24 protein-coding genes and 1 pseudogene are annotated in these 24,562 nt (G+C 62.0%); 12 read left to right on the plus strand and 13 right to left on the minus strand.

Annotated features, from left to right (window positions below):
* The first annotated feature begins 59 nt into the window (after positions 1–59).
* Positions 60–1,061, plus strand: coding sequence for a D-glycerate dehydrogenase (locus EOD15_RS01610; protein WP_023811391.1), 1,002 nt, complete (start codon positions 60–62; stop codon positions 1,059–1,061).
* 33 nt (positions 1,062–1,094) lie between these two features.
* On the opposite strand, the gene EOD15_RS01615 is transcribed toward EOD15_RS01610, so the two are convergent.
* From EOD15_RS01615 to EOD15_RS01655, 9 genes are all read right to left on the minus strand, one after another.
* A complete protein-coding gene (locus EOD15_RS01615; RefSeq protein WP_127318967.1) occupies positions 1,095–1,583 on the minus strand; it encodes a GNAT family N-acetyltransferase in 489 nt (162 codons plus the stop codon).
* A 4-nt stretch (positions 1,584–1,587) separates the two neighbouring features.
* A complete protein-coding gene (locus EOD15_RS01620) occupies positions 1,588–2,343 on the minus strand; it encodes a molybdopterin-synthase adenylyltransferase MoeB (protein WP_127318965.1) in 756 nt (251 codons plus the stop codon).
* A gap of 31 nt (positions 2,344–2,374) precedes the next feature.
* Positions 2,375–3,520 carry a DNA replication/repair protein RecF gene (gene recF, locus EOD15_RS01625; protein ID WP_127318963.1) on the minus strand — a complete coding sequence of 382 codons (1,146 nt, stop codon included), beginning with the start codon at positions 3,518–3,520 and terminating at the stop codon, positions 2,375–2,377.
* 205 nt (positions 3,521–3,725) lie between these two features.
* On the minus strand, positions 3,726–4,844 hold the full coding sequence (dnaN, locus tag EOD15_RS01630) for a DNA polymerase III subunit beta (protein WP_127408248.1): 1,119 nt from the start codon (positions 4,842–4,844) through the stop codon (positions 3,726–3,728).
* A 304-nt stretch (positions 4,845–5,148) separates the two neighbouring features.
* Positions 5,149–6,624 (minus strand): chromosomal replication initiator protein DnaA, encoded by a 1,476-nt coding sequence (gene dnaA, locus EOD15_RS01635; RefSeq protein WP_245463546.1) that lies wholly within the window; start codon positions 6,622–6,624, stop codon positions 5,149–5,151.
* Between the two features lie 925 nt (positions 6,625–7,549).
* Positions 7,550–7,816 carry a 30S ribosomal protein S20 gene (gene rpsT, locus EOD15_RS01640; protein ID WP_027039558.1) on the minus strand — a complete coding sequence of 89 codons (267 nt, stop codon included), beginning with the start codon at positions 7,814–7,816 and terminating at the stop codon, positions 7,550–7,552.
* A 182-nt stretch (positions 7,817–7,998) separates the two neighbouring features.
* Positions 7,999–8,772, minus strand: coding sequence for an enoyl-CoA hydratase (locus EOD15_RS01645; RefSeq protein WP_127321821.1), 774 nt, complete (start codon positions 8,770–8,772; stop codon positions 7,999–8,001).
* A 127-nt stretch (positions 8,773–8,899) separates the two neighbouring features.
* A complete protein-coding gene (gene mutM / locus EOD15_RS01650) occupies positions 8,900–9,790 on the minus strand; it encodes a bifunctional DNA-formamidopyrimidine glycosylase/DNA-(apurinic or apyrimidinic site) lyase (protein WP_127321822.1) in 891 nt (296 codons plus the stop codon).
* Positions 9,783–11,024, minus strand: coding sequence for a phosphopentomutase (locus EOD15_RS01655; protein ID WP_127408249.1), 1,242 nt, complete (start codon positions 11,022–11,024; stop codon positions 9,783–9,785). The genes mutM and EOD15_RS01655 overlap by 8 nt, the downstream gene beginning before the upstream one ends.
* Before the next feature lie 143 nt (positions 11,025–11,167).
* Here EOD15_RS01655 and EOD15_RS01660 point away from each other — a divergent pair, with 143 nt between their 5' ends.
* Positions 11,168–12,088: a PhnD/SsuA/transferrin family substrate-binding protein gene (locus EOD15_RS01660; RefSeq protein ID WP_164761979.1), complete on the plus strand. Its 921-nt coding sequence runs from the start codon at positions 11,168–11,170 to the stop codon at positions 12,086–12,088.
* A 37-nt stretch (positions 12,089–12,125) separates the two neighbouring features.
* On the opposite strand, the gene EOD15_RS01665 is transcribed toward EOD15_RS01660, so the two are convergent.
* From EOD15_RS01665 to EOD15_RS01675, 3 genes are all read right to left on the minus strand, one after another.
* Positions 12,126–12,743, minus strand: a complete 618-nt coding sequence (locus EOD15_RS01665; protein WP_127322256.1) for a TadE/TadG family type IV pilus assembly protein — start codon at positions 12,741–12,743, stop codon at positions 12,126–12,128.
* 38 nt (positions 12,744–12,781) lie between these two features.
* Positions 12,782–13,363, minus strand: a complete 582-nt coding sequence (locus EOD15_RS01670) for a TadE/TadG family type IV pilus assembly protein (RefSeq protein WP_127322255.1) — start codon at positions 13,361–13,363, stop codon at positions 12,782–12,784.
* A gap of 137 nt (positions 13,364–13,500) precedes the next feature.
* The gene (locus EOD15_RS01675; RefSeq protein ID WP_013533687.1) at positions 13,501–13,923 is read right to left on the minus strand and encodes a pilus assembly protein N-terminal domain-containing protein; all 423 of its coding nucleotides are present in this window, start codon (positions 13,921–13,923) and stop codon (positions 13,501–13,503) included.
* Between the two features lie 334 nt (positions 13,924–14,257).
* On the opposite strand from EOD15_RS01675, the gene EOD15_RS01680 reads away from it, so the two are divergent.
* The 9 genes from EOD15_RS01680 (at position 14,258) to EOD15_RS01720 (ending at position 23,340) form a co-directional block, all read left to right on the plus strand.
* Positions 14,258–14,440 (plus strand): Flp family type IVb pilin, encoded by a 183-nt coding sequence (locus tag EOD15_RS01680; RefSeq protein ID WP_063171181.1) that lies wholly within the window; start codon positions 14,258–14,260, stop codon positions 14,438–14,440.
* Positions 14,441–14,612: 172 nt separating this feature from the next.
* Complete coding sequence (locus tag EOD15_RS01685) at positions 14,613–15,131, plus strand: prepilin peptidase (protein WP_127268812.1); 519 nt, start codon at positions 14,613–14,615, stop codon at positions 15,129–15,131.
* A 214-nt stretch (positions 15,132–15,345) separates the two neighbouring features.
* Positions 15,346–16,158: a Flp pilus assembly protein CpaB gene (gene cpaB, locus EOD15_RS01690; protein WP_127408250.1), complete on the plus strand. Its 813-nt coding sequence runs from the start codon at positions 15,346–15,348 to the stop codon at positions 16,156–16,158.
* A complete protein-coding gene (locus EOD15_RS01695; protein ID WP_127270396.1) occupies positions 16,155–17,675 on the plus strand; it encodes a type II and III secretion system protein family protein in 1,521 nt (506 codons plus the stop codon). Before cpaB ends, EOD15_RS01695 begins: the two co-directional genes overlap by 4 nt.
* 14 nt (positions 17,676–17,689) lie before the next feature.
* Positions 17,690–18,424: a CpaD family pilus assembly protein gene (locus tag EOD15_RS01700; RefSeq protein WP_127408251.1), complete on the plus strand. Its 735-nt coding sequence runs from the start codon at positions 17,690–17,692 to the stop codon at positions 18,422–18,424.
* A 25-nt stretch (positions 18,425–18,449) separates the two neighbouring features.
* Positions 18,450–19,733, plus strand: coding sequence for a CpaE family protein (locus EOD15_RS01705; RefSeq protein ID WP_127270395.1), 1,284 nt, complete (start codon positions 18,450–18,452; stop codon positions 19,731–19,733).
* 29 nt (positions 19,734–19,762) lie between these two features.
* Entirely contained in the window at positions 19,763–21,265 is a 1,503-nt protein-coding gene (locus EOD15_RS01710; RefSeq protein WP_127327689.1) for a CpaF family protein, read from the plus strand.
* Between the two features lie 29 nt (positions 21,266–21,294).
* Positions 21,295–22,308 carry a type II secretion system F family protein gene (locus tag EOD15_RS01715; RefSeq protein WP_127321200.1) on the plus strand — a complete coding sequence of 338 codons (1,014 nt, stop codon included), beginning with the start codon at positions 21,295–21,297 and terminating at the stop codon, positions 22,306–22,308.
* A gap of 9 nt (positions 22,309–22,317) precedes the next feature.
* Entirely contained in the window at positions 22,318–23,340 is a 1,023-nt protein-coding gene (locus EOD15_RS01720) for a type II secretion system F family protein (protein WP_127321199.1), read from the plus strand.
* A gap of 87 nt (positions 23,341–23,427) precedes the next feature.
* Here EOD15_RS01720 and EOD15_RS01725 read toward each other — a convergent pair whose 3' ends face one another.
* Entirely contained in the window at positions 23,428–24,249 is an 822-nt protein-coding gene (locus EOD15_RS01725; protein WP_127321198.1) for a tetratricopeptide repeat protein, read from the minus strand.
* A gap of 116 nt (positions 24,250–24,365) precedes the next feature.
* Here EOD15_RS01725 and EOD15_RS01730 point away from each other — a divergent pair.
* A pseudogene (locus EOD15_RS01730) lies at positions 24,366–24,562 on the plus strand (leucyl aminopeptidase family protein); the annotation flags it as partial.

A 24,562-nucleotide genomic window follows, 5' to 3' on the forward strand; every position in this document is an offset into this window, starting at 1 on the left:
CAGCAAAAGTGTGATGCGGTTTGCGTTCGGAATTGCGGCAAGTACTCGGGAGGGAAACAATGGCAGGCAAAAAGAAGCCTCTCGTCGTCATCACGCGAAAGCTGCCCGACCCGGTCGAGACCCGCATGCGCGAGTTGTTCGACGCAAGGCTGAATGTCGAGGACAGGCCGATGACGCAGCCGGAGCTGGTTGCCGCGGTCAAGGAAGCCGACGTGCTGGTGCCGACGGTAACCGATCAGATCGACGCCGCGCTGATCGCCCAGGCAGGCGACAACCTCAAACTGATCGCGAATTTTGGCAATGGCGTCGACAAGATCGATGTCGCGGCCGCGGCCAAGAGGGGCATCACCGTCACCAACACGCCGAATGTCCTGACCGAGGACACCGCCGACATGACCATGGCGCTGATGCTGGCGGTGCCGCGGCGGCTGGCGGAAGGCGCTAATGTGCTCACCGGTGACAAGAAATGGGCCGGCTGGTCTCCGACCTGGATGCTGGGCCGGCGCATCTGGGGCAAGCGGCTCGGCATTGTCGGCATGGGGCGAATCGGCACCGCCGTCGCCAGACGGGCCAAGGCCTTCGGCCTGTCGATCCACTACCACAACCGCCACCGCGTGCTGCCGGCCGTGGAGGACGGGCTGGAGGCGACGTATTGGGAAAGCCTCGACCAGATGCTGGCCCGCATGGATATCATCTCGGTCAACTGTCCCTCGACGCCGGCAACCTTCCATCTGCTTTCAGCGCGGCGGCTGGCGCTGCTGCAGCCCACCGCATATGTCGTCAACACCGCGCGCGGCGACATCATCGACGAGGAAGCGCTGGTCAAGCTGATTCAGGACGGCAAGATCGCCGGGGCCGGCCTCGACGTCTACGAGCATGAGCCGGCTTTGAACAGCAAGCTGCTGAAGCTCGCCGCCAAGAACAAGGTCGTGCTTTTGCCGCATATGGGCTCGGCGACGCTCGAGGGCCGCATCGATATGGGCGAGAAGGTCATCATCAATATCCGTGCCTTCGTCGACGGCCACCGCCCGCCGGATCGGGTGCTGCCGCTCAGGACCTGACGCTGTCGCGGCCCACAAACCGTAAGATAAACCTTACGAGATAGCTTTGCGCATGGTGATCGAGGTCGGCCTGGCATAGCCCTCATGCGCCGTCCGTTCAGTTTCGCGAAAGCCGAGGCGAGCAAAGGCCTCATGATTCCCGGTCAGCTCGATCCGTGTCTGAAGCTCGATGGCGGCCTTGCCGCGGCTGCGAGCAAGGTCTTCGACCGCCTGCATCAGCCGCCGGCCGATGCCTTGTCCCTGGCAGTCCGACGGGACGGCGAGCTTGCCGACATAAAACTCTGTCACTTTTTCAAGGGCAAAGACGCAGCCGACGATCCTGTCGCCCTTGAGCGCCACGAAGCCGGTCTCCTGCCGCGCCTTGTCCCGCAGGCTGTCGGCGGTCAAAAGGTGGGCCGAGGAGGGCGGGTCGATGATGCCGTCCATCGAGGCGAAGGCACGCATGATCAGTGCGAGCACATCGTCCCACCGGTCGAAATCGACCGGGATCCGCGTGATGGAGACAGCTTCGTTCCGGTCCAAGAATTCAGCTTCTCTTGTAGCGGATGGTGTCGAAGCGCGCTGCCAGCCCGTCATAGAGCAGCAGCCGGCCGACCAGCGGTTCGCCGACGCCGGTGATCAGCTTGATCGCCTCCATGGCCTGCAGCGTGCCGACGACGCCGGTCAGCGCGCCAAGCACGCCGGCTTCGGCGCAGGACGGCACCAGGCCCGGAGGCGGCGCCTCGGGAAACAGATCGCGATAGCTTGGGTTGGGCTTGCCGTCCTTGGCGTCTTCGAATGGCTTCAGCACCGTCACCGAACCATCGAAGCGTCCGACGGCGGCATGCACCAACGGCTTGCCTTCGCTCGCGCAGGCATCGGCCACGGCATAGCGCGTTTCGAAATTGTCGGAACCGTCGACGACGATGTCATAGCGGGCGACGAGGGCGGGCGCATTGTCCGTGGTCAGCCGGAACGTATGCGGTTCGACTGTGGTGTTGGGATTGATGCGAGCGATTGCCGCCTTGGCGCTATCGGTCTTCAGCAGGCCGACAGTGTCGGTACCGTGAATGACCTGGCGCTGCAGGTTGGACAGCGAAACGGTGTCGTCATCGATCACGCCGAGTGTGCCGACGCCGGCGGCGGCAAGATATTCAAGCACCGGCGCGCCCAGTCCGCCAGCGCCGATGACCAGCACCCGGGCCTGTTTCAGCCTTTGCTGGCCGGCGCCGCCGATCTCCGGCAGCACGATGTGGCGGGCATAGCGTTCGATCTCGTCTGCGGTCAGGGCGGCAGTGGTCATTGCCTGATCATACAGGGACGGAAAAACCTTGTCAGGGGCCTTCGGTTGGCCCAACCGTCCCATGGTCGACAGTCAGGAATTGCGCGCGTCCCTGGAGACTGGAAAACAGCGCAGCATCGGTTCCTGTCATGAACGCCTGGCAGTTCAGTTCCTCCAGGATGGAGAACAGCGCCGCGCGCCGCCGGCTGTCGAGATGCGCGGCGATCTCGTCGAGCAGCAGGATCGGCGTCATGCCCGACATTTCGCCGGTCAGCCTTGCATGCGACAGCACGATGCCGACCAGCAGTGCCTTCTGCTCGCCGGTCGAGCAGAGTTCGGCCGGCATCGCCTTGGGGCGGTGTCGAACCACCAGATCCGAACGGTGCGGGCCGTCGAGGGTGCGCCCGGCGGCGCGATCGCGCTCACGGCCCCCGGCAAGCGTCCGACGGAAGCGCTCCTCGACATCGACCGCCGGCGCGGCGGCGATTTCGGCTTCCAGATCGCCCGAAAGGCCGATATCGGCCCGCGGAAATGGTCCCGTGTCGGGCAGCCTGTCGATCATGGTGGCGAGCAGCCGCACCATTTCGGCCCGCGCCGCGGCTATCGCCACACCGGTTTCGGCCATCTGCGTCTCGATAGCGTCGAACCAGCGGTCGTCCCGGGAGTTTTCGGTAAGCAGCCGGTTACGACCGCGCATAGCCTTCTCGTAGTCGATCGCACGTTGCCCGTGCCCGGGATCGATCGCCAGCACGAGCCGATCGAGAAATCGCCGGCGATCCGCGGCCGGTCCGGTGAACAACGCGTCCATGGCTGGCGTCAGCCACACCACGCGCAGCCATTCCAGCATGTCCTCGGCCGAGCGCGCCGACGCTCCGTTGATGCGCACCCGCCTGCCGCCTTCGCCGGCGGTGTCGCCGCCGGAAATGCCTGTTCCGATCTCGACCTGGCCGTCAGGTCCGTCGAGCCGGGCATGCAATGCAAAGCCGCCGTCGCCGCCGTCGCGTGCGACATCCACGTAAGGGGCGCGGCGCAAACCACGCCCCGGTGTCAAAAGGGAGATTGCTTCGAGGAGATTGGTCTTGCCGGCGCCGTTGTCGCCGGAAAAAACCACGGCACCTGGCGCCAGATCGATCGTCAGCGCCGCGTAGTTTCGGAAATTGGTAAGTGTAAGCTTACTTATGTGGTTCTGTGCCGGCAACCGCTATCCGCCTATAGAGCGTTCCATCGTTTCACGGAAACGCAAAACCAATCTATCTCTTTGTTTTAACGCAATTCCCAAGGGAAAGCGCTATGCGCCTTTCCCGGGAAAACCGCTTCACACTTTTCCTGGAATTGCTCTAGAAGTTGCCGTAAATATCGCGCTTGCCGGTCCACAACAGGACCGAAGTGCTGACACCGCGCCGCTACACCCGCATCGGCATCAGCACATAGAGTGCGGTCTCGTCGGCCATGTCGTGGATCAACGTCGGCGAGCCGGCGTCGGCCAGCATGAACTTGGCTTCCGTGCCGGTCAGTTGCGCGGCAACGTCGAGCAGGTACTTCGCGTTGAAGCCGATCTCGATCGGACCGGATGAATAGTCGGCGGACAGCTCTTCGGTGGCGCTGCCTGAATCGGGATTGTTGACCGCAAGCGTCACCTGACCCTCGCTGATCGAGAGCTTCACCGCGCGGCCGCGTTCGGAAGAGATGGTCGAGACGCGGTCGACAGCGGCGGCAAAACTCTGGCGGTCGATGATCAGCTTCTTGTCGTTGCCGGTCGGAATGACCCGCTGATAGTCGGGGAAGGTGCCGTCGATCAGCTTCGAGGTCAAAACCACGCTGCCGATCGTGAAGCGGATCTTGGTGTCCGACAGTTCGGTGGTGACCGCGACATCCGGATCGTCGACGAGCTTCTGCAGCTCGCTCACCGTCTTGCGCGGAATGATGATGCCCGGCATGCCTTCGGAACCCGCTGGCGCATCGATCTCGGCGCGCGCCAGGCGGTGGCCGTCGGTCGCTACCGAGCGCAGCTTCAACTTGCCGCCGACCTCATGCGTGTGCAGATAGATGCCGTTCAGGTAATAACGCGTCTCCTCGGTGGAGATGGCGAATTGGGTCTTCTCGATCAGGCCTTTCAGGGCAACCGAGTCGAGACGGAAGATATGCGAGAACGATCCGGCCGAGAGCTCCGGGAAGTCGGATTGCGGCAGGCACTGAAGGCGGAAGCTCGAGCGGCCAGACGTCACCGTCATGGCGTTGCCGTCCTCGTCCGTCTTCAGCATCACCTCGGCGCCATCGGCAAGCTTGCGCACGATGTCGTAGAGCAGATGTGCCGGGACTGTCGTCGCCCCGCCGCGCTCCACCTTGGCGGGTGTCGCTTCGGTCACCTCGAGGTCGAGATCGGTCGCCTTCATTTCAAGGCTGGCGCCTTCGGCGCTGAGCAGCACGTTGGACAGGATCGGTATGGTGTTTCGCCGCTCGACCACGCGATGGACGTGGTTGAGCGACTTCAGGAGATTGGACCGTTCCAGGATAACACGCATGACGAAACAGGCTCGCTTGAATGAATGACGGGTCACCAGTGAGCGGCGTCCCGCGAAAGGTCTGAACAGGCTCAGAATCTGCGTAAACTGACAGGAAAAAACCAGCAAACGCAAGCCCGCGCCACCGGTTCAGGCCGGCTACGCGGGCTTTCTGGGGATAACGCGCCCGAAGTCCGCGAGCCAGTGTCGTAAAACCGAAATCCAGATCGCTTCCAGGCGGCGCCACGAGCCCGATCCAGGCCCAGCGCCGCACTGGCAAGCCATTGAATTCCGGTATTGTTCCGGCTCAGCCATCCCCGGAGGATCAGGCCTGGTCGTTGATCAACCGCCTCAGAAGCTCAAGTTCCTGCGCCAGCGTGTTGTCGTTGCCGGAAAGGTCCTCGATTTTGCGCACGGCATGCAGCACCGTGGTGTGATCGCGGCCGCCGAAACGCCGTCCGATCTCGGGTAGCGAGCGCGGCGTCATCACCTTCGACAGGTACATGGCGACCTGCCGCGGCTTGACGATGGTGCGCGTGCGCCGGTTGGACAGCAATTCGGTCTTCGACACATTGTAGTGACGCGCCACGATGCGCTGGATGTCCTCGATACGGACACGCTTCGGCTCGCCGGTGCGATAGATGTGGCCGAGGATTTCGTCGATCCGGTCGATGGTGATCTGCGGCTCGAAGGATTGACGGAACAAAAGCTGATTGAAGGCGCCTTCCAGCTCGCGTCCGCTGCCGGTCACGGTGCGGGCGACGTGATTGAGGATCTCCTCCGAAATGTCGAGCGATGCGTCGTCGCCCCTGGCCGTGGCAAGGCGCAATTTGAGCATGCCGAGGCGCATGGCAAAATCGGGCGCCGACATTTCAAGCGCGACACCGCCATTGAGGCGCGAACGGACCCGCGGTTCGAGCGATTCCAGTTCCGATGGCGGCCGGTCGGCGGCGACGACGACCTGCTTGGCGCTGTCGAGCAGCATGTTGATGAGGTGGCAGAATTCATGCTGGATCGACTTGCCCTGCAGAAACTGCATGTCGTCGATGATGAGCAGGTCGATGTCGCGCAGCTGTTCCTTGAGCGTCAGCGCGTTGTTGTCGCGGATCGCGGTGGCAAAGCGCCACATGAAATACTCGGCCGTGAGATAGACGACGCGCGACTTGGGGTTCTGTTTCAGCGATTCCGCAGCGATGGCCTGCAGCAAATGTGTCTTGCCGAGCCCGACGGTTGCGTGAAGGAAAAGCGGATTGAAGCGCACTGCGCTCGATTGCGATTCCGCTACCGCCTTGGCGGCGGCGAAGGCCACCCGGTTCGACGGTCCCTCGATGAAGGAGCCGAACGTGTAACGCGGATCGAGCGGCGACCCCAGCACGTTGTGGCGAAATTCGCTCTCGATCGGTGTGCCCGGACGCGGAGCCGGTGCGCGCTCCACCCGGCTGGGGCTGACTGTGCCGGCGGCAAGTGCCGTCTGCGTCTGCCGTGTCATCTTGCTGCGTGCTGGCGTTACCTCTGGCTCGGCCTGGCTGCGTCCCTGACGAGTTGCCGTGCGCACGACGATGTCGATCTTGAGGAGATCGGCATCCTCCTGCTTCCACAGCTCTGAAATGAGGTCGAGATAGTGGCCGTTGATCCATGAACGCAGGAAGGCGGTAGGCACGGAGATGCGGACGATGCCCTTGGAAGCCTCGGCGACCTTCATGCGGCCAAACCAGCTCGAATAGACTTCGGTTCCCAGGCGCGCCTTCAACTGGGTCTTGACCCGGTCGAATTTCTGTTCCGCGTCGCTGGACACCGCCATGTCGTTTGCTCCGATCAAAGTTCCAGGAAATGGGAGGTCGCCCGTAAGTTCCCTTTCAATGCCGCTCTGCATGATCTTTTCCTTGTCCTTCCGTACCTGTTTTCCACCGGGGATGCGCCTCCTGCATCCGGTTCCGGCGACCTAAGTCTTTGCTACGCTGTCCGCTACCGCCGCCGGCAGATGAACGTCGCCCATTATCCGCGGGAACCGGTGCCGGCCCATGGAAGCCAGTCCGCGTTGGGTATGTCAGGGCAATACAACACCGTCCGGCGAAAAGAGCGCCGGCGCGCCGTCTACCTGCCATGTCTAGTTACGCCAGTCCCCTACCGTATCGAAAAAGACAAACCAAAACCGTCCGCGGACTTGATCCGCGTTGCAAATCCCGCCAATTTAAGCTGGCCGATTCAGGCTTGGGTTAAGAGCCAGAGCCCGTCCCTTTCGATAGATCGACACTACCGAAATCGCTGTGGATAGGGCAAGGCCACGTCTAACGGATTTTTAAGGAATCTGGTTACTGGAGGCGGGTTCGAGTGGCGTGCCGCAACGGCACAATTTTACAAAGCCATTGTGATTCAAACCCTTTTCCGGCGAATATGAAAAACCGGGCGCTGACAGAAATATTCTGAAATAATTCGCTTGACAGCGACTTGTCCCCGATCGGGTCGACCCGGTGTGGACAAGCTGTGGAACACCATCCGTAACTGTTTGAAAAATATAATCTATTTCTGACAGTTAAGAATCTTTAGGTCTGCCCTTTTCAAGCATGCCGATCAACAGCAGGCATGCATATGCCGGCAAACTATTCCCAATTGTGAAATCCGCCTAAGACGCCGTTTCCGGACATTCTTTTTAAGTGCTTGCCGGCAAACGAAAAAACCCGGCACAAACGGCCGGGTTCGAAGAACGTCAGTCTAGGCAAGTAATGTCAGGCCGACAGTACCTTGACCCGCTGAGCCAGTCGCGACACCTTGCGGGACGCCGTGTTCTTGTGAATTACGCCCTTAGTCGCGGCGCGCATCAATTCCGGCTCCGCGATCTTGAAGGCGGCCTGTGCGGCAGCCTTGTCACCGGAGGCAAGAGCCTCTTCGACCTGGCGGATATAGGTGCGGACGCGCGAGCGGCGATTCTTGTTGACCGCTGCGCGGCGGACGATCTTGCGCGTTGCCTTTTTGGCCGAGGATGTATTGGCCATGATGCCTCTCTTCTGATCTGGTCGGCGCATGCGGGATGCCGCAGGGCGCAAAAAACAAACGGGCAGCCACGGGGCCGCCTCGGTTGGTGCGGCTTATAGTTCAGCTTTTCCGGCGCGTCAACGCTGCCTGGCCTTCTTTTTGGCGGCCAACAGTCATCTTCTTCGCAGCCAAGGGATTGGTGTCAGCGGTTGGTGAAATTCGGCTTCCGCTTCTCGGCAAAGGCCGCCATGCCTTCCTTCTGATCGTCCAATGCAAACAGCGAGTGAAACAGCCGGCGCTCGAACCGCAATCCTTCGGCAAGCGTCGTCTCGAAGGCGCGGTTGACAGCCTCTTTTGCCATCATCACGGATGGCAGCGAGAAAGCCGCGATCTTGGCTGCCGCCTTCAACGCCTCCTCGACAAGTTCGCCGGCGGGCACGACCCGCGACACCAGGCCAGAACGCTCGGCCTCGGCGGCATCCATCATCCGCCCGGTCAGGCACATGTCCATCGCCTTCGACTTGCCGACGAAGCGGGTCAGCCTTTGTGACCCGCCCATGCCTGGAATGACGCCGAGGGTGATCTCTGGCTGGCCGAACTTGGCCGTGTCGGCGGCGATGATGAAATCGCACATCATCGCCAGCTCGCAGCCGCCGCCGAGTGCATAGCCCGCCACCGCCGCGATAATTGGCTTTCGCGCCCGCGTCAGTTCCTCCCAGCCGACGAAGAAGTCCTGGGCGTAGGCGTCCGCGTAGGAGATGGACTGCATCTCCTTGATGTCGGCGCCGGCGGCGAAAGCCTTTTCGGAACCGGTGATGACCATGGCGCCGATACCGGGATCGGCACCGAAACCGTTCACGGCCGCCACCAGTTCGGTCAGTATCTGGGAGTTCAGCGCGTTGAGCGCCTGCGGCCTGTTCAGCGTGATCAGCCCGACCTTGCCGTGCGTCTCGGTGATGATCGTGTCATAGGCCATGGCTGCTTCTCCTTGCTCACGCTCGTCTGGAGCGGTTCACCGTTTCACGCAGAGCAGAACCGCTCCATGTCCCTGTCTTGACGCAATTCCGAACGGAAAACAGTTTCACACTTGGAATTGCTCTAACTCATCGCTGACACGTCCGGCAATAAAAGGTCGATCGGCCGCTCTGCACGACACGTTCGATGTGGCCGCCGCAACCGGGCTTGGAGCAGGCCTCGCCTTCGCGGTCATAGACGGCGAAGGCGTGCTGGAAATAGCCCAGCGACCCGTCGGTCTGCATATAGTCCCGCAGTGAGGAACCGCCGGCTGCGATCGCATCGGATATCACCGACCGAATGGCTTGCGCGAGGTGTTCGCTTTGGGCCTGGGCTTTCTTTCCGGGCCTGGCGATCGTGCCCGCCTCGCGCAGCGGCGACAGGCCGGCGCGCCACAACGCCTCCGACACATAGATATTGCCGAGCCCGGCGATCAGCCTCTGGTCGAGAAGCGCTGCCTTCAGCGGCGATCGCCGCCCCTTCATCAATGAGGCAAGCATCGCACCGTCCAACGTGTTGCCCGTAGGCTCGACGCCAAGTCCAGCCAGCATCGGATGAACGTCCGGCAGCCCTTCCGCAAACAGCATGAAGCCGAAGCGGCGCGGATCATTGAAGATCACGCGGGACCGGGCACCGGCCGGAGACACGACATGGAAGACGACGTGGTCGTGATTGGAGCTCTTCGAGCGGTCGTGCCGGAAGATGCCGGGCATGTCGCTGCCATCGGCCGCCTCTATGCGGAATGAGCCCGACATGCCGAGATGGCAGATCAGCATGGGGCCGCCTTCCAGGTCCATCGTCAGATACTTGGCCCGGCGGCCGAGTGCCGTGATCGTCTTGCCGGTCAGCCGCTGCGCGAATTTCTCGGGAAATGGAAAGCGCAGATCCGGTCGGCGCGCCTCGACGCGGGCGATGGTAGCGCCTTCCAGAACCGGCTGCAGCCCGCGCCGGACGGTTTCGACCTCCGGCAATTCAGGCATGACCGCCGATCGCCGTATAGAAAGACGTGCCGTAGCGTCCGGGCGCCAGCCCGAGATGCTCGGCCACGGTCTCGCCAATGTCGGCGAATGTCGTTCTCAAGCCTATGTCGCCACCTTTGAAGCCCGGTCCGATGCCGATCACCGGAATGCGCTCGCGCGTGTGATCGGTCCCGCCCCAGGTCGGGTCGTTGCCGTGGTCGGCCGTCAGGATGAGAAGATCGCCCTGCCGCAGCCTCGCAAATGCCTCCGGCAGCCGCAGGTCGAAGGCCTCGAGCGCGGCAGCATAGCCTGCGACATCGCGGCGGTGACCGAATTCGGTGTCGAAGTCGACGAAATTGGCGAAGACGAGGTCACCGTCGCCGGCATCATCCATCGCACCCAGCGCCTCGTCGAACATCGCCATGTTGCCTGCCGCCTTGCGCACTTGCGAAATTCCGCGATGGGCGAAGATGTCGCCGATCTTGCCGACGGCGATGACACGGCTGCCACGCGCCGTCAGCCGGTCGAGCAGGGTCGGTTCCGGCGGGGGCACGGCGTAGTCATGACGGTTGTATGTCCGCTCGAAAGTGACGGTGGTTTCGCCGACGAACGGCCGCGCGATCACCCGTCCGATCCTCAGCGGGTCAACCAGCCTGCGCACCACCTGGCAGAATTCATAAAGCCGGTCGAGGCCGAAATGGACTTCATGCGCTGCGATTTGCAGGACCGAGTCGACCGATGTGTAGCAGATCGGCTTGCCGGTCCGGATGTGCTCCTCACCGAAGCGCTCGATGATCTCGGTGCCCGGCGCATGGCAATTGCCGAGAATGCCCGGCACCTTGCCTTCGCGGATGATCGCCTCGGTCAGTTCGGCCGGAAAGGCGGGAATCGTATCCGGGAAATAGCCCCAGTCGAGGCGCACCGGCAGGCCGGCGATTTCCCAATGGCCGGATGGCGTATCCTTGCCGCTCGAAACCTCCTGTGCGGCGCCGTGAAAGGCAGTTGGGAGCAGATCCGCCCCGCTGTTGGCAAACCCCAGTCCCGTCGCGGTTTCGGCGGCCTTGCCAAGGCCGAGCGAGGCCATGTGGGGGACAAACAGCGGTCCACTGCGAAGCCCTTCGCGATCCGCGCGGCCCTCCGCACAGGCTTCTGCGATGTGCGCGAATGTGTTGGCGCCCGCGTCACCGTAGCGGTCGGCGTCGGCCGCGCCGCCGATGCCGAAGGAGTCCAGAACGAAGAGGAAAGCGCGCGCCATCGAGTTGTTGCCAGTTTGACCGACCAGACATAGGGTTCCGCGACTTCATTGGCAATTCGGAAACCAAACGGCAACGGCTTGGCGTGATAGTCCAGTGTACTGGGATGGGCATGGATCGAGGACAACAGACTGTGGTTCCTGTCATGAGGGTTGCGCTGAAGACTTATGCCGCTCTCATGCTGACGCTCGTCGGGCTCTGGTCCAACCCGGCGCATGCCGACTGGCGCGATGATATCGGCACGTTTCGTATCGGCATCGTTGCCGAGCCAGGCGCCGGCAATGCCGTTCCGGGGCTGGCTGTGTTGACCGACGCCTACACCAAGGCCTTGGGCATGAAGGTCGAGTTTGTCGTTGCCCGCAACTATGCCGCGCTGATCGAGGCGCAGGCCGATTCCCGCATCGAATATGCGATCTATTCGGCCACCGCCTATGCAACGGCCTCGCAGCGCTGCTTATGTATCGAGCCGCTTGTCGCTCCGGTTGATTCAGACGGCGCGATCGGCATCCGCTCCGTTCTGCTGACGCGGGACGGCAAGCTGCCTGCCCTGGCGGCGATGGACCCCCATCGTATCGCCATGGCGCCTTCGGACAGCGTCGGCGGTTCTCTCCTGCCATTGGCGGCGTTGGCCGCGGAAGGCCGCAAGATCGCGGAAGATGCACCGTTTCTGGCCCGTGCCGATTCGGCCGCGGCGGCCGAGACGATGCTGGTCGACGGCAAGGCCGATAGCCTGTTCGGCTGGGTGACGGCCGCTGCCGACGGCCCGCGAGAACCGTCGGGCACGCAGGCCAGGCTGGAGGCGGCAGGGCTCTCGGTGACGGCGCTTCGGATCGTATGGACGTCGGGCCTGTTGAGATACGGCCCCCATGCGGTCCGCAGCGATCTCGACCCGGAAGCCAAGCGCAGGCTTGCCGTGTTCCTCACCAACCTCAAGTCGACGACGCCCGATATCTACGATCTCCTGGAATCGAGACATTCCGGCGGCTTCGCTCGCGTGGCGCCAAAAGATTACGAGATGGCCGCTGCTATCGTGCGCTTCGTTTCGGAGCGTGGGCCGCAGCAGTAGCTGGAGCGGCCTGCGCAGCGCCTGGCTGCTTCTGTGTTCAACAGTCGCTGCAAGGGATCGCCATGCTTCTGCGGGGGCGCAGAAAATAGGTTTCGCCCATGGTTATGTTGCTGAAAGCCGAGGTCAGTCCAAGCTTCTGTTGACTGCTCGCGCTCCACGCGATGACCGGCGTATAGCCGAGGTTGCTTTCGACGCGGATGAGAAAAGTGTTGGCGACTCTGAGCGACGCCGGGACCGTTGTCTCGGTGGTGGCGGCGGCGCCAGGGCTGGCGACGCCGGCGACCAATTTGCGTGACCACACCACCAGTGCCTTCGTAGCATCGGCCGAGACCTGTATCGCCGTGATGGTGATGGTCGGGGTCGAGCGGTTGTAGGGCTGAAGGGTGACGCTGCCGATCTGCATGATGGCGTCGACATCCGCCTTGGCGACGTTCGTCTGCTGGGTGACGAGATCGGCCACCATGCTGCCGATACGGCTGACCTTCTTGCTGGTCTCGATGGCTTGCGACGCTTCCATTGTGAGGAAGTACATGATCAGCAGAATTGGCATGATCAACGCGAATTCAACCGCCGCGATGCCACGCCGATCGGACCAGAATCGACTTGCTTTCCGCCAAACTCCCGTAATCATAAGATGTGCCCCCGCACGCATCATGCCCATTGCCCTTTTCTTATACTGCTCGTGCATTCCGCTCAGTTGTCGAACGGCTCGTTCTGCCAGGTCACCGATGCGAAATGCAGCGTCTTGTTGCCGCCCATCGACTGCGCCATGAGGTCGGTCATGATCGGCCACTTGTAGAAGACCCGCAGCATGTTCCTCGACTCCGCCGCACCCGCTGTCACTGAGAACGATTGGGTTGCGGTGCCTTTCGTCAGTACGACATCGCCGTTCTGGATCTTGAAGCCAGCCGTGGCCGCATCGGCGAACGACGTATATTGGCGAAGATCCACCAGCAGTTGATTGGGACAATCCTGGGAAACGATGATCTGCAGTTTCGTGCAGATCATGTCCCTCAAATTGGTTCCGGCAACGTCAGCCGCCCTCAACTGGCCGGTGCGCAGCTTGCGCGCGACATCGTCGGTGACGTTCGCCATCACTTCCTGGCCGGCAAACGAGATGCAGCTTTCCAGAATGGCAAAGACAAGCAGTGCGAAGGGGACCGAAAGGATCGCGAATTCGATTGCCGTGGCGCCGCGCCGGTCACGAAGGAAGCGGGCGAAAAACCTTGGGCGTCTCACTCTGTGGTCGCCTGCGCAGCCGAATTCCGTGCTCATGTCCAATCCTGCCGATCTCTATGCGGTCTCGGAAGGAGCATTAGCGCAAACCGATTGAGGTCCGGTTTGGATGATCGTTAAAGTCGGCGCAGGCCTCTTAACCAGACAATAACCGGAACGGCAGCCGGTCACGCCACCTATCGGCTGACGCTCATCTCCGCTTCGGAAGACTTCTCCGCTTCGCTCTTGTAGGAGCTTTCGCAATAGGGCGTGCAGGACATCGTCTGGATTTCGGCACGCCGATAGATGCGCACCGACGAAGCGGCCTGCCGCACGACGGTAACCTGCTCATCGACGATGGGACTGCCGTCGGTATCGAGCACGACCAGATTGGTGACGCCGAAGCCTTTGCCGGTGAGCACGATCGTCGAAGCGTCCTGCACCGAAGCGTCGGCGATTGCCGGGTTGCCGACCACAATGGTGTCGGCGGGACGCGACAGTTTGACGATCTTGGCCTGATTCATCGTGACCTCGATGCCGGCGCCGGCCATGGCGGGCGCGACGAAGCTCGAGACGGCAAGAAGCGCGGCAATCAGGATTGACGATCTCGGCTGGGCCATTGAGGCGCTCCACGCAGGCGGACTGATCAACGGAACATGAACGAGATTGGTGAACCAACGGTTAAGCATGCGATGTCGCCAATCGTGCAATGGCCGACAAGAGCGCCCGCGAGGCGCGGTCCGGTCGGGTTCGCAAGCCTGCCAAACCCGGGACTGGAAGGCGCGGCGGTACTTTAGCGCGAAGTTAACCACGCAATATGTTCGAACCGGGAAAGGAATCGGTAAGGCTGTTTCTTAAGTCGATCGAAAGAGCTTCTCCCTAGATTGGCAGCATCCGATCAACCATCACAGAAGTTGACGGAAGTGCTGTAACACGTGGAGTAGGAGCTCTCGAATGTCTAATCTCATCGCACGTTTTGTGAAGGACGAATCCGGCGCGACCGCGATCGAATATGGTCTGATCGCCGCTCTCATCGCGCTCGCCATCATCACTGGCGCCGGCACGCTCGGCAATGCGCTGAACGCCAAGTTCACCAACATCGGCAGCACCCTGAACGGCACGCCGAGCGGCAGCTGATCGGCTTATCGCCGAGCACTTGCATTACATTTCTGGAAAAGGGCCGCCGCGTGGCGGCCCTTTTTCTATGCCGCTGCCAATATAGGTCGTCTTTTCGTTCCTGGCCTCATCAATCGTTAATCGAACATGCTTAGATTGAGCCCTATGAAATCGGACAATAGGCGTGGCGCCGATGCTTGAAGCCCTGATCTTCGTCGTTTTTCCGTTCTGCATGCTGTTTGCCGCGATCTCCGACATGCTGTCGATGACGATCGCCAACCGCGTGCCGGTGCTGCTCGTCGTCGTCTTCGCGCTGGTCGCGCCCCTGACAGGCATGGACTGGGCGGCCTATGGCGGACATTTCGCCGCCGGCGCCCTGGTCCTGGCCGTGACGTTCGGCCTGTTTGCAATGGGCGGCATGGGCGGCGGCGACGCCAAGCTTCTGGCCGCCACCGCAATGTGGATGGGCCTCAATATCAATCTCGTGGAGTATCTGGTCGCCTCGACAATCATCGGCGGCCTGCTGACGCTCGCGATCATCCTCTACCGGAAGTCGCTGCTTGCGGCCGTTACCGGCCAAAATCCGTTTCTGCGCCATTTCGCCGACGAGGCAAAAGGTGTCCCCTATGGCGTCGCCCTCGGCCTTGGCGGGTTGCTGACCTATCCGGATTCGCCTTTGATGGTATGGGCGCTTGCCAGGCTGGCGACTTGAGCACGATCTTATTTTTATTGTCTGTCAGCATTGCCGAAACCCCGTTCTCAACAGGGCCGGCCCGGCCATTTTGGCCGTTCAGACCACATTCCGGCTAATTTATGTAAACCTTAAATTAATCACGATCGTAAGCATTACATTAACCTTGTTTTGACGATTGCCGCTGCAAAGTCCGGCTTGGCTACGTGGTTTGCCAGGGCAAGGGTTCGGACAGATGCCAGCATCGCGATTGATAATTCTGAGCGTGGCGGTGGCCGCGGCGGGTGGCGCTGGCTATGTCGCGAAGAACATGGTGGCACCGCCGCCCCAGGTCGTCGTCGATTCCGGTCCCCAGGCCCCGGCGGTGGCACTCCAGGATGTGCTTGTGCTTTCAGGCGACGTTCCGATGGGCAACCCGATCCAAAACAACATCGCCTGGCAATCCTGGCCCGCCGACGGCGTCAACGCGAATTTCATCACCCGCACCGCCGAGCCCGAGGCGCTGGACAAGCTGAAGAGTTCCGTTGCCCGTGTGGCGATGTATGCCGGAGAACCGCTGCGGCGCTCCAAGCTGATCGGCGAGGGGCAGAGCTTCATGTCGTCGATCCTGCCTTCCGGCATGCGGGCGGTCGCCACGGCCATCTCGGCCGATACGTCGGCCGGGGGCTTCATTCTTCCCAACGATTTCGTCGACGTCATCATGACCCGCAGGGCCGATGCCGCCGGCGGCGCCGCCGGCTTCAACACCGAGACCATCCTCAAGAACATCCGTGTCCTGGCCATCGACCAGACCATTCAGGAGGACGAGGAAGGCAAGAAGACCAGGGTAGGCCAGACCGCCACGCTGGAACTGACGCCCAAGCAGGCGGAGATCATCACCGTCGCCCAGCAGATGGCGGATCGCCTGACCCTGGCGTTGCGGGCGGTCGCGGACACGCAGGAAAAAAATCTGAGTGAGGCGGACTATCTCGTTTCCGGCAATGGCCGCAGAGGAACGGTGAGGCTGATCAAGTCGGGCGAAGTTTCCGAAGTGGGGGCAAGGAAATGAGGCTAGGTGGCAAACTGCCGGCAATCGTAGCCGCGGCATTCGGCCTGCTGCTCGTCGGAACGAATGTGCAAGGCAGCGTTGTCGAGGCAAAGAACGCGCAGGTCACGGCATCGACGGCCACTCAGCGCGTCAAACTCGGCCTCAACAAGTCGGTGGTCATCGACCTGCCGAGCGATGCCTACGACATTCTCGTGGCCAACCCGGCGGTTGCCGACGCGGTGACCCGCACTGCAAGGCGCATCTATCTGTTCGGCAAGTCGGTCGGCGAGACGAACATCTTTGTCTTCGGCCCGAATGGCGAGCAGATCGTCAGCCTGGACCTGGCGGTCGAACGCGACGTTGCCGGTCTTGAGGATTATATCAGACGCTTCCTGCCGACGTCGGCCATCAAGGTGGAACTTCTGAATGACAACGTCGTCCTGACTGGAACGGTCGACACGCCGCTGGACGCAAAACGCGCGGTCGACCTGGCGACGATCTTCGTTTCGGGTGGTGAAGCGACGACAGGACAATATTCGCAGACCGCAGCCGGCGGTTCGGCCCAGAGCGGTGTCGACATCGACAACCCGGACCAGGAGCGCCGCACCAGCAAGATCGTCAACCTGCTGCAGATCATTGGCGACGACCAGGTCACGCTGAAGGTCACGGTCGCCGAAGTCAGCCGCTCCGTGATGAAGCAGCTCGGCGTCAACATGGTCGGCAGCGGCGGCAGCAACGGCATCAGCTACGGTGCGCTCAGCGACAATTTCACCGGTCTCGGCAAGCAGCTGTCGAATTCAGGCTTTCAGATCGGCTCGTCGGCGCTGCAGGCCTATGTCAACGCCATGGAGCAGTCCGGGGTCATGAAAACCCTGGCCGAGCCGACCTTGACCGCCGTATCCGGGGAGAAGGCGACCTTCAAGGTCGGCGGTGAATACAATATGGTTTCAGGTGTCTCAGCAAACGTATCGCAGGACAACCAGACCGGCCTGAAGACCTACACCATCGAAAAGATCGAGTACGGCATCGGCCTGGAATTCCAGCCGGTGGTGTTGTCTCCCGGTCGCATAAGCCTGAAAGTTAGGACGTCGGTTTCCGAGCCGACAACCGAGGGGTCCGTATCGCTCTCCTCAGGCGTGACGAGCCCCGGCATGAATGCACTGTCGCTGCGCAAACGTCTTGCCGATACGACCGTTGAACTCCCCTCGGGCGGCTCCATGATGATCGCCGGCCTGGTTCGCGACGATGTCAGGCAAGCCGTCAACGGGTTGCCCGGACTGACAAAGATCCCGGTGCTCGGCGCGCTCTTCCGCAGCAGAGATTTCGTGCGCAACGAGACCGAACTCGTCATCATCATCACGCCCTATCTGGTGAAGCCGGTGGCGCGCAATGACCTTGCCAAGCCGGACGACAATTTCAACGCCGCCAGCGATGGCGCTGCCATGTTCCTTGGCCGAGTCAATCGCGTCTACGGCACCATGCAGACCGACAAGCCCAACGGCCGCTACCACGGCGTCGTCGGCTTCATCTACAAGTGAGCGGGGAAGCGGACATGTCTCAGTCAGCATTGAAGGCAAGCACCATCGCCGCATCGATGCGCTTTGGCGGCTCGCAGGTCTGCCGGCGGTTCGTTCCTGTCCTGGCGGTTGCGGTGGCGGCGCTGCTCACCGGCTGCGCCCAGCGCGACAGCGTCACGGTCGGCGCCATCCCGGACGATTATCGCACCAACCATCCGATCGTGATCGCGGAGAAGAACCAGAAGATAGACCTGCCGGTGGGCGCCGGTGATCGTGGCATGACGGGCTCTCAGCGTGACACGCTTTCGGGCTTTCTCGACGGCTACGACAGGAGCGCCGCTCCGGCGGTGACGATCGCTATCCCTGTGGGCTCGGCCAACGAGATCGCGGCGGCCGCTGCCAGCCGCGATTTTGTCAGGCTGGCGGTTGCCAGCGGCATCAAACGCAACCGGATTGTCATGACCTCTTATCAGTCCGCTTCCGCCGAAGCCTCGGCCCCGATTCGCGTCGCCTATATCTCGGTGAAAGCTCAGACCGACAAATGCGGGCGTTGGCCCGAAGATCTGGTGGAGACCTCGGAAAACAAGCACTACGCCGATTTCGGCTGCTCGTATCAGAACAACCTCGCCGCCCAGATGGCCAATCCGGCCGACCTGCTCGGACCGCGCAAGCAGGCACCTATCGACGCCGAGCAGCGTGGGAAAGTCATCGATGGGTACCGAAATCAACCCTTCTTTGATTGGGAAGCAGAAGGCGAAGTTAGCTACTAACGATCGCAGTTCGGAGTACACGAACATGAACAATCTGGCCTATGACACTCCTGTAGACGGCAGCGATACCTCGCAGCAGGACATCGCCGCGATGCAGGCGTTGCGGCCGATCCCGCGCATTTCGATCCAGGCATTCTGCGAGACCGAGGGTGTTGCCAACCCGGTCGAGCGCGCCGGCGAGGACCGCCGTATGACGAAGGCGCATCTCAAGGTCCATATGGGCGGCGTCCCCACTGCCATCGAATTCTACCAGTCGGCGCCGACGCCCAACCTGATCCTGCTGGAATCGCGCAGCGAGCCCAAGCAATTGCTGGAACAACTCGCCCAGCTCTCGGAATATTGCGATCCGACGTCGAAGGTGGTGGTGATCGGCCACTACAATGATGTCGGCCTCTACCGCGAGCTCATCCGCAACGGCATTTCCGAATATGTGATCGCTCCGGTCTCGATGGCCGACATCGTCAGCGTGGTGTCGTCGATTTTCATCGATCCGGAAGCCGAGCCGCTCGGCCGCTCGATCGCCTTTGTCGGCGCCAAGGGCGGTGTCGGCTCCTCGACGATCGCCCACAATGTGGCTTGGGCGATGTCCTCCCTGTTCAAATCCGAAGTGGTCGTCGCCGATCTCGATCTGGCTTTCGGCACCGCCAACATCAATTTCGACCAGGATCCGGCGCAAGGCATCGCCGAGGCGGTGTTTTCACCGGAACGCATCGATGAAGTCTATCTCGACCGGCTGCTGACCCAGTGCGCCGAGCATCTGTCGCTGCTCGCCGCGCCTTCGACGCTCGAACGGGTCTATGATTTCGATCCCGAGGCCTTCGCGCAGCTCATCGACACCGCCCAGCGCAGCGTGCCGCTTCTGGTGCTCGACGTCCCCCATGCCTGGACGGGCTGGACCAAGAACACCCTGGTCAAGGCCGACGAGATCGTCATCACCGCGACACCGGAACTCGCCAATCTGCGCAACACCAAGAACCTCGTCGATATGCTCAAGCGGCTTCGTCCCAATGATCCGCCGCCCAAGCTGATCATCAACCAGGCCGGCGTGCCGAAGCGCCCGGAGATTTCGCCGTCCGATTTCGCCGAGCCGCTCGGCCTGTCGCCGATGTCGGTCATTGCGTTTGATCCGTTGCTGTTCGGCAATGCCGCCAACAACGGACGCATGCTTGGCGAAATGGATGCCAAGAACCCGGTCGTCGCGATGATCAACGAAATGGCGCATGTGCTGACCGGGCGCAGCGAAATCAAGATCAAGAAGAAGGCCGGGCTCGGCAGCCTGCTCGGCAAGCTCTCGCGCAACAAGAAGTGACGCTTCAGCAGTGGAATCGGTAGTCGATCATGTTTGGTAAAAGAGGCAGCGACGACGGCAACCGGTTCACGCCGGAATTTCGCCAGCCAGCACCGGCGCCGGTTGCGCCGCCGGCTGCAAGTTCCATGGACACGGCGGTTCTGACCCGGCCCGCGGCGGCGCCAAGCGCGCCTGTCGCGCCGCCGGCGCGCCGTGCCGTCGAGGCACCGCCATTGGCGCCTGAGCCGAAGCGGGCACAGCGCGAAAAGAGCGAAACTTATTACGACACCAAGAGCCAGGTCTTCTCCGCGCTCATCGACACCATCGATCTGTCGCAGCTTTCCAAGCTTGATCCTGAAAGTGCGCGCGAGGAAATCCGCGATATCGTCAACGACATCATCGCGATCAAGAACTTCGCAATGACGATCGCCGAGCAGGAAGAGCTGCTCGAGGACATCTGCAACGACGTGCTCGGCTATGGGCCGCTCGAGCCGCTGCTCGCCCGCGACGACATCGCCGACATCATGGTCAACGGCTCCAGGAACGTCTACATCGAAGTCAACGGCAAGGTCGAACAGACCGGTATCCGCTTTCGTGACAATCAGCAGCTCCTCAACATCTGCCAGCGTATCGTCAGCCAGGTTGGCCGCCGCGTCGACGAATCCAGCCCGATCTGCGACGCGCGCCTTCCCGACGGCTCCCGCGTCAACGTCATCGCGCCGCCACTCTCCATCGATGGCGCCACGCTCACCATCCGCAAATTCAAGAAGGACAAGCTGACGCTCGATCAGCTGGTCAAGTTCGGCGCCATCTCGCCGCAGGGCGCCGAAGTTCTCAAGATCATCAGTCGTGTTCGCTGCAACATCGTGATCTCGGGCGGCACCGGTTCGGGCAAGACCACGCTGCTCAATTGCCTGACCAACTATATCGACCGCGAGGAGCGCGTCATCACCTGCGAAGACTCGGCCGAGCTGCAATTGCAGCAGCCGCATGTGGTGCGCCTCGAAACCCGCCCGCCCAATCTGGAGGGCGAGGGTGAGGTGACGATGCGCGACCTGGTCAAGAACTGTCTGCGCATGCGGCCCGAGCGCATCATCGTCGGCGAAGTGCGCGGACCCGAGGTGTTCGATCTTCTGCAGGCGATGAACACCGGCCATGACGGCTCGATGGGCACGATCCACTCGAACAGCCCGCGCGAATGCCTGAACCGTATCGAATCCATGATTGCGATGGGCGGTTATTCGCTGCCGCAGAAGACAGTGCGCGAAATCGTCGTCGGCTCCATCGACGTGATCATCCAGGCGGCGCGCCTGCGCGACGGATCGCGCCGCATCACCCACATCACCGAGGTGATCGGGATGGAAGGCGACGTCATCATCACGCAGGATATCGTCCTCTACAACATCAAGGGTGAGGACGCCAACGGCAGGCTGTTGGGTGAGCACGTATCGACGGGCATCGGCCGTCCGCATTTCTGGGAGCGCGCACGCTATTACGGCGAGGAGCAGCGTCTCGCCATTGCGCTCGAGGCGATGGAGAAACGCGCTGACTGACGCATGCTGGGGTGTAAGGGTTCGGGCCAATGTTTGGAATTGACGGCACAGTACTGGCGTTTGTCGTGCTCGCCGGCTTCAGCGCCGGCGCCGTCGCCTATGCATTTCTGTTCACCCGGATCAGCAACGAGAAACAGGTCGGCAAGCGGCTCGAAACGATCAAGACCGCCGAGACGGATCGCTCCGTCGTCAAGGCCTCGCGTGACCGCGTGGCGGAAGCCGTCAAGCGGCGCAAATCGGTTCAGGATTCGCTCAACGAACTCGACGCCAAGCAGAAAACCAAGGACAGCCGCGTCAAGAAACCGCCGCTGAAAGCCCAGCTTCGTCAGGCCGGCCTCAAGACCACCATCGAGCGTTTCTATATATATTCCGCAATATGCGGCGTCGTTTTGACGATTGTCGCCTTTGTGGCCGGAGCCCCGCTGATCGCCTTGCCGGGCGTGCTGCTGGCCGGGGGGCTGGGCCTGCCGCGCTGGTTCGTCACGTTTCGTCGCGCCCGCCGGGTCAAGGCATTCCTCAACGAATTTCCAAATGCGCTCGACATCATCGTGCGCGCGGTCAAATCCGGCCTGCCGCTGAACGACGCCGTGCGCTTGATCGCCAACGAATCGCCCGAACCCGTGAAGACCGAGTTTCGCCGCATCGTCGATTCACAGCAGATGGGCCTCTCTATCCCCGACGCGACCTTGCGCATGCCCGAAACCATGCCTTGCACCGAGGCAAGCTTCTTCGGCATCGTTATCCAGATACAGTCGCAGGCCGGCGGCAATCTCTCCGAGGCGCTGGGCAATCTTTCGCGCGTGCTTCGCGATCGCAAGAAGATGAAAGCCAAGGTCGCGGCGCTGTCGATGGAAGCGAAGGCGTCCGCCGCGATCATCGGCGCGCTGCCCTTCATCGTCGCCTTTCTCGTCTACCTGTCGAGCCCGGCCTACCTGATGCCGCTCTTCAACACCAGCGTCGGAAACCTGATCCTTGGTTGCTCTGCGGTCTGGATGTCGATCGGCATCCTGGTGATGCGCAAGATGATGAACTTCGAAGTCTAGGATGCTGGCATGACCGAGCAAGTCATCAAGACCCTGACGGATCCGAGCTTCCTGATCGCGATGCTGGTCGCGATAGCGGTGTTTGCGACCGTCTTCACCTTGCTGCCGGCGTTTGGCGGAAACCAGCTCAAGTCACGCATGAAATCCGTTGCGCTGGAACGCGACGAACTGCGTGCGCAACAGCGCGCCCGGCTTGCGGTCGAGGCCGACCGCCGTCGCAAGGGCTTGCGCGAGGAACAGTCGATCGGCATGCGCAACATTGTCGACCGGCTGGATCTGAGACGCGCGCTCGCCGATGAAGGCACCTTGCAGAAACTCAAGGTGGCCGGCTTTCGTGGACAGAATCCGCTGACGCGGTTTCTTTTCTTCCGTCTCGTGCTTCCTTTTGTCGGTTTCGCGCTGGCCGCAATCTACATCTTCGTGCTCGGAGGACTGCCCGACAAGCCATTGGTCATCAGGCTGTTCGTCTGCATCCTCGTTGCTTACGGCGGCTTCTACGCACCGGTCATCTACGTCAACAACCGCGCCACCAAGCGCAAGCAGTCGATCCAGATGGCATGGCCGGATGGGCTCGATCTGATGCTGATCTGCGTCGAATCGGGCATGTCGGTGGAAGCGGCACTGCGCAAGGTCGCCGACGAGATCGGCGCGCAATCGGTGGCGCTGGCGGAAGAGTTCATCCTCACCAACGCCGAGCTTTCCTACCTGCCGGAGCGCAAGCAGGCCTACGAGAACCTGGCAAGCCGCACCGGCCTGGATTCGGTCAAGTCGGTGTCGCAGGCGCTCGTCCAGGCCGAGCGTTACGGCACGCCGGTGGCGCATGCACTGCGCGTGCTTGCCGCAGAAAGCCGCGACATGCGCATGAATGCGGCCGAGAAGAAGGCCGCTGCCCTGCCGCCAAAGCTCACAGTGCCGATGATCCTGTTTTTCCTGCCGGTGCTCTTCGCCATCATCCTGGGTCCCGCCGGCATTCAGGTCAGCCAGCGCGGTATCTTCGGCGATCATCCGGCGCCGGCAACAAACGCCCAGTAGCGGCAAGGCAAATTCCTGCATTCCCTCAAACGAAGAAGCCGCGCATGCAGCGCGGCTTCTTCGTTTGAGGTTGTTGGGATTGTGGTCTCAGTTGGTCGCGGATTTCGGCTTGTCCTGGTCCTTGAGCTGGCTCCAGGCATTCTGCTGGGCCAGCATCTGCCTGAGATAGGCGACGTTTGCCTGCGCCTGTTCGGGCGAGAGCTCCTGCGAGGCGATCTTCTCGGCCTCGTCGAACCGGCCTTGCAGGCCGACGACCAGTGCCAGGTTCTGGCGGACGCGGCTGTCCGCATTCGGCTGCTGCGCGGCCGAGCGCATATAGGTTTCGGCGGTGCGCAGGTCACCTTCCAGCACATACGACATGCCAAGATTGGAGAGCACGGAAGGCTCGTTCGGCTTAAGGTCGAGCGCCTTGCGGTAAAGCTGGCGCGCATCGTCCTTCTGGCCGGTCTGGTCGAGGATGGCCGCTTCGGCCGACACCAGCTTCCAGTCGGGATATTCCGGTGTTTGAGCGCGGCGCACGGCGTCGAGTGCCGCCTCGAACTGGCCATTGGCGGCCAGCGCCTTGCCGTAGGAGGCAAGAACGTCACGATCCTTGGGCAAAGCGATGGCGAGCTTGCGCATCACTGCCAGCGACTGATCGGCGTCGCCATCCATCTGCAATGCCGCCGCATAATTCGTCGCGATCCGCTTGTCGTTGGGGTTCTTCGCGTAGGATTGGCCGAGTGCGCCGGTGGCATTGTGCAGTTCCCCGGCCGACATGCTTTCCAGCGGTTTGCCGCTGGTGCGTGCGATAGAGCCGGTGGAGAGCTTGTCGGTTCCGCAGCCGGCGACGCCCGCCGCCAGCGCCAGCACAAGGGCCGTGGTGATGAGCCGTTTTCCCCTGGCGTTGATCCTGCGGTTGGTCGGCATGGCCACCTAAGCCTCCATTCATGCGCGGCCATTGCGTGGCCGTCTTCCCTCCCGCAGAAATATTCTGTTAACCCTAACGGACGGTTAAGAACGGCGACTCACACGGAGAACATCGCATGCCTGTCGAACTCGTCGGGAAGACATTGCCGGGCGCGCTGCCGGTCCATCTGGTCGCCAGGGACGGTCTGGACGCGGCCGGCCTTGCGCCGGCCGCTGTCGCCTGGGCCAGGGCCAACGGCTTTTCCGGCGAGGCAGGCAGGACGCTGGTCGTGCCCGGCGAAAACGGGGCGCTCGGCGGCGCCTTGTTTGGTAT

It is taken from the genome of Mesorhizobium sp. M7A.T.Ca.US.000.02.2.1 (assembly GCF_003996995.1).
Taxonomy (GTDB): domain Bacteria; phylum Pseudomonadota; class Alphaproteobacteria; order Rhizobiales; family Rhizobiaceae; genus Mesorhizobium.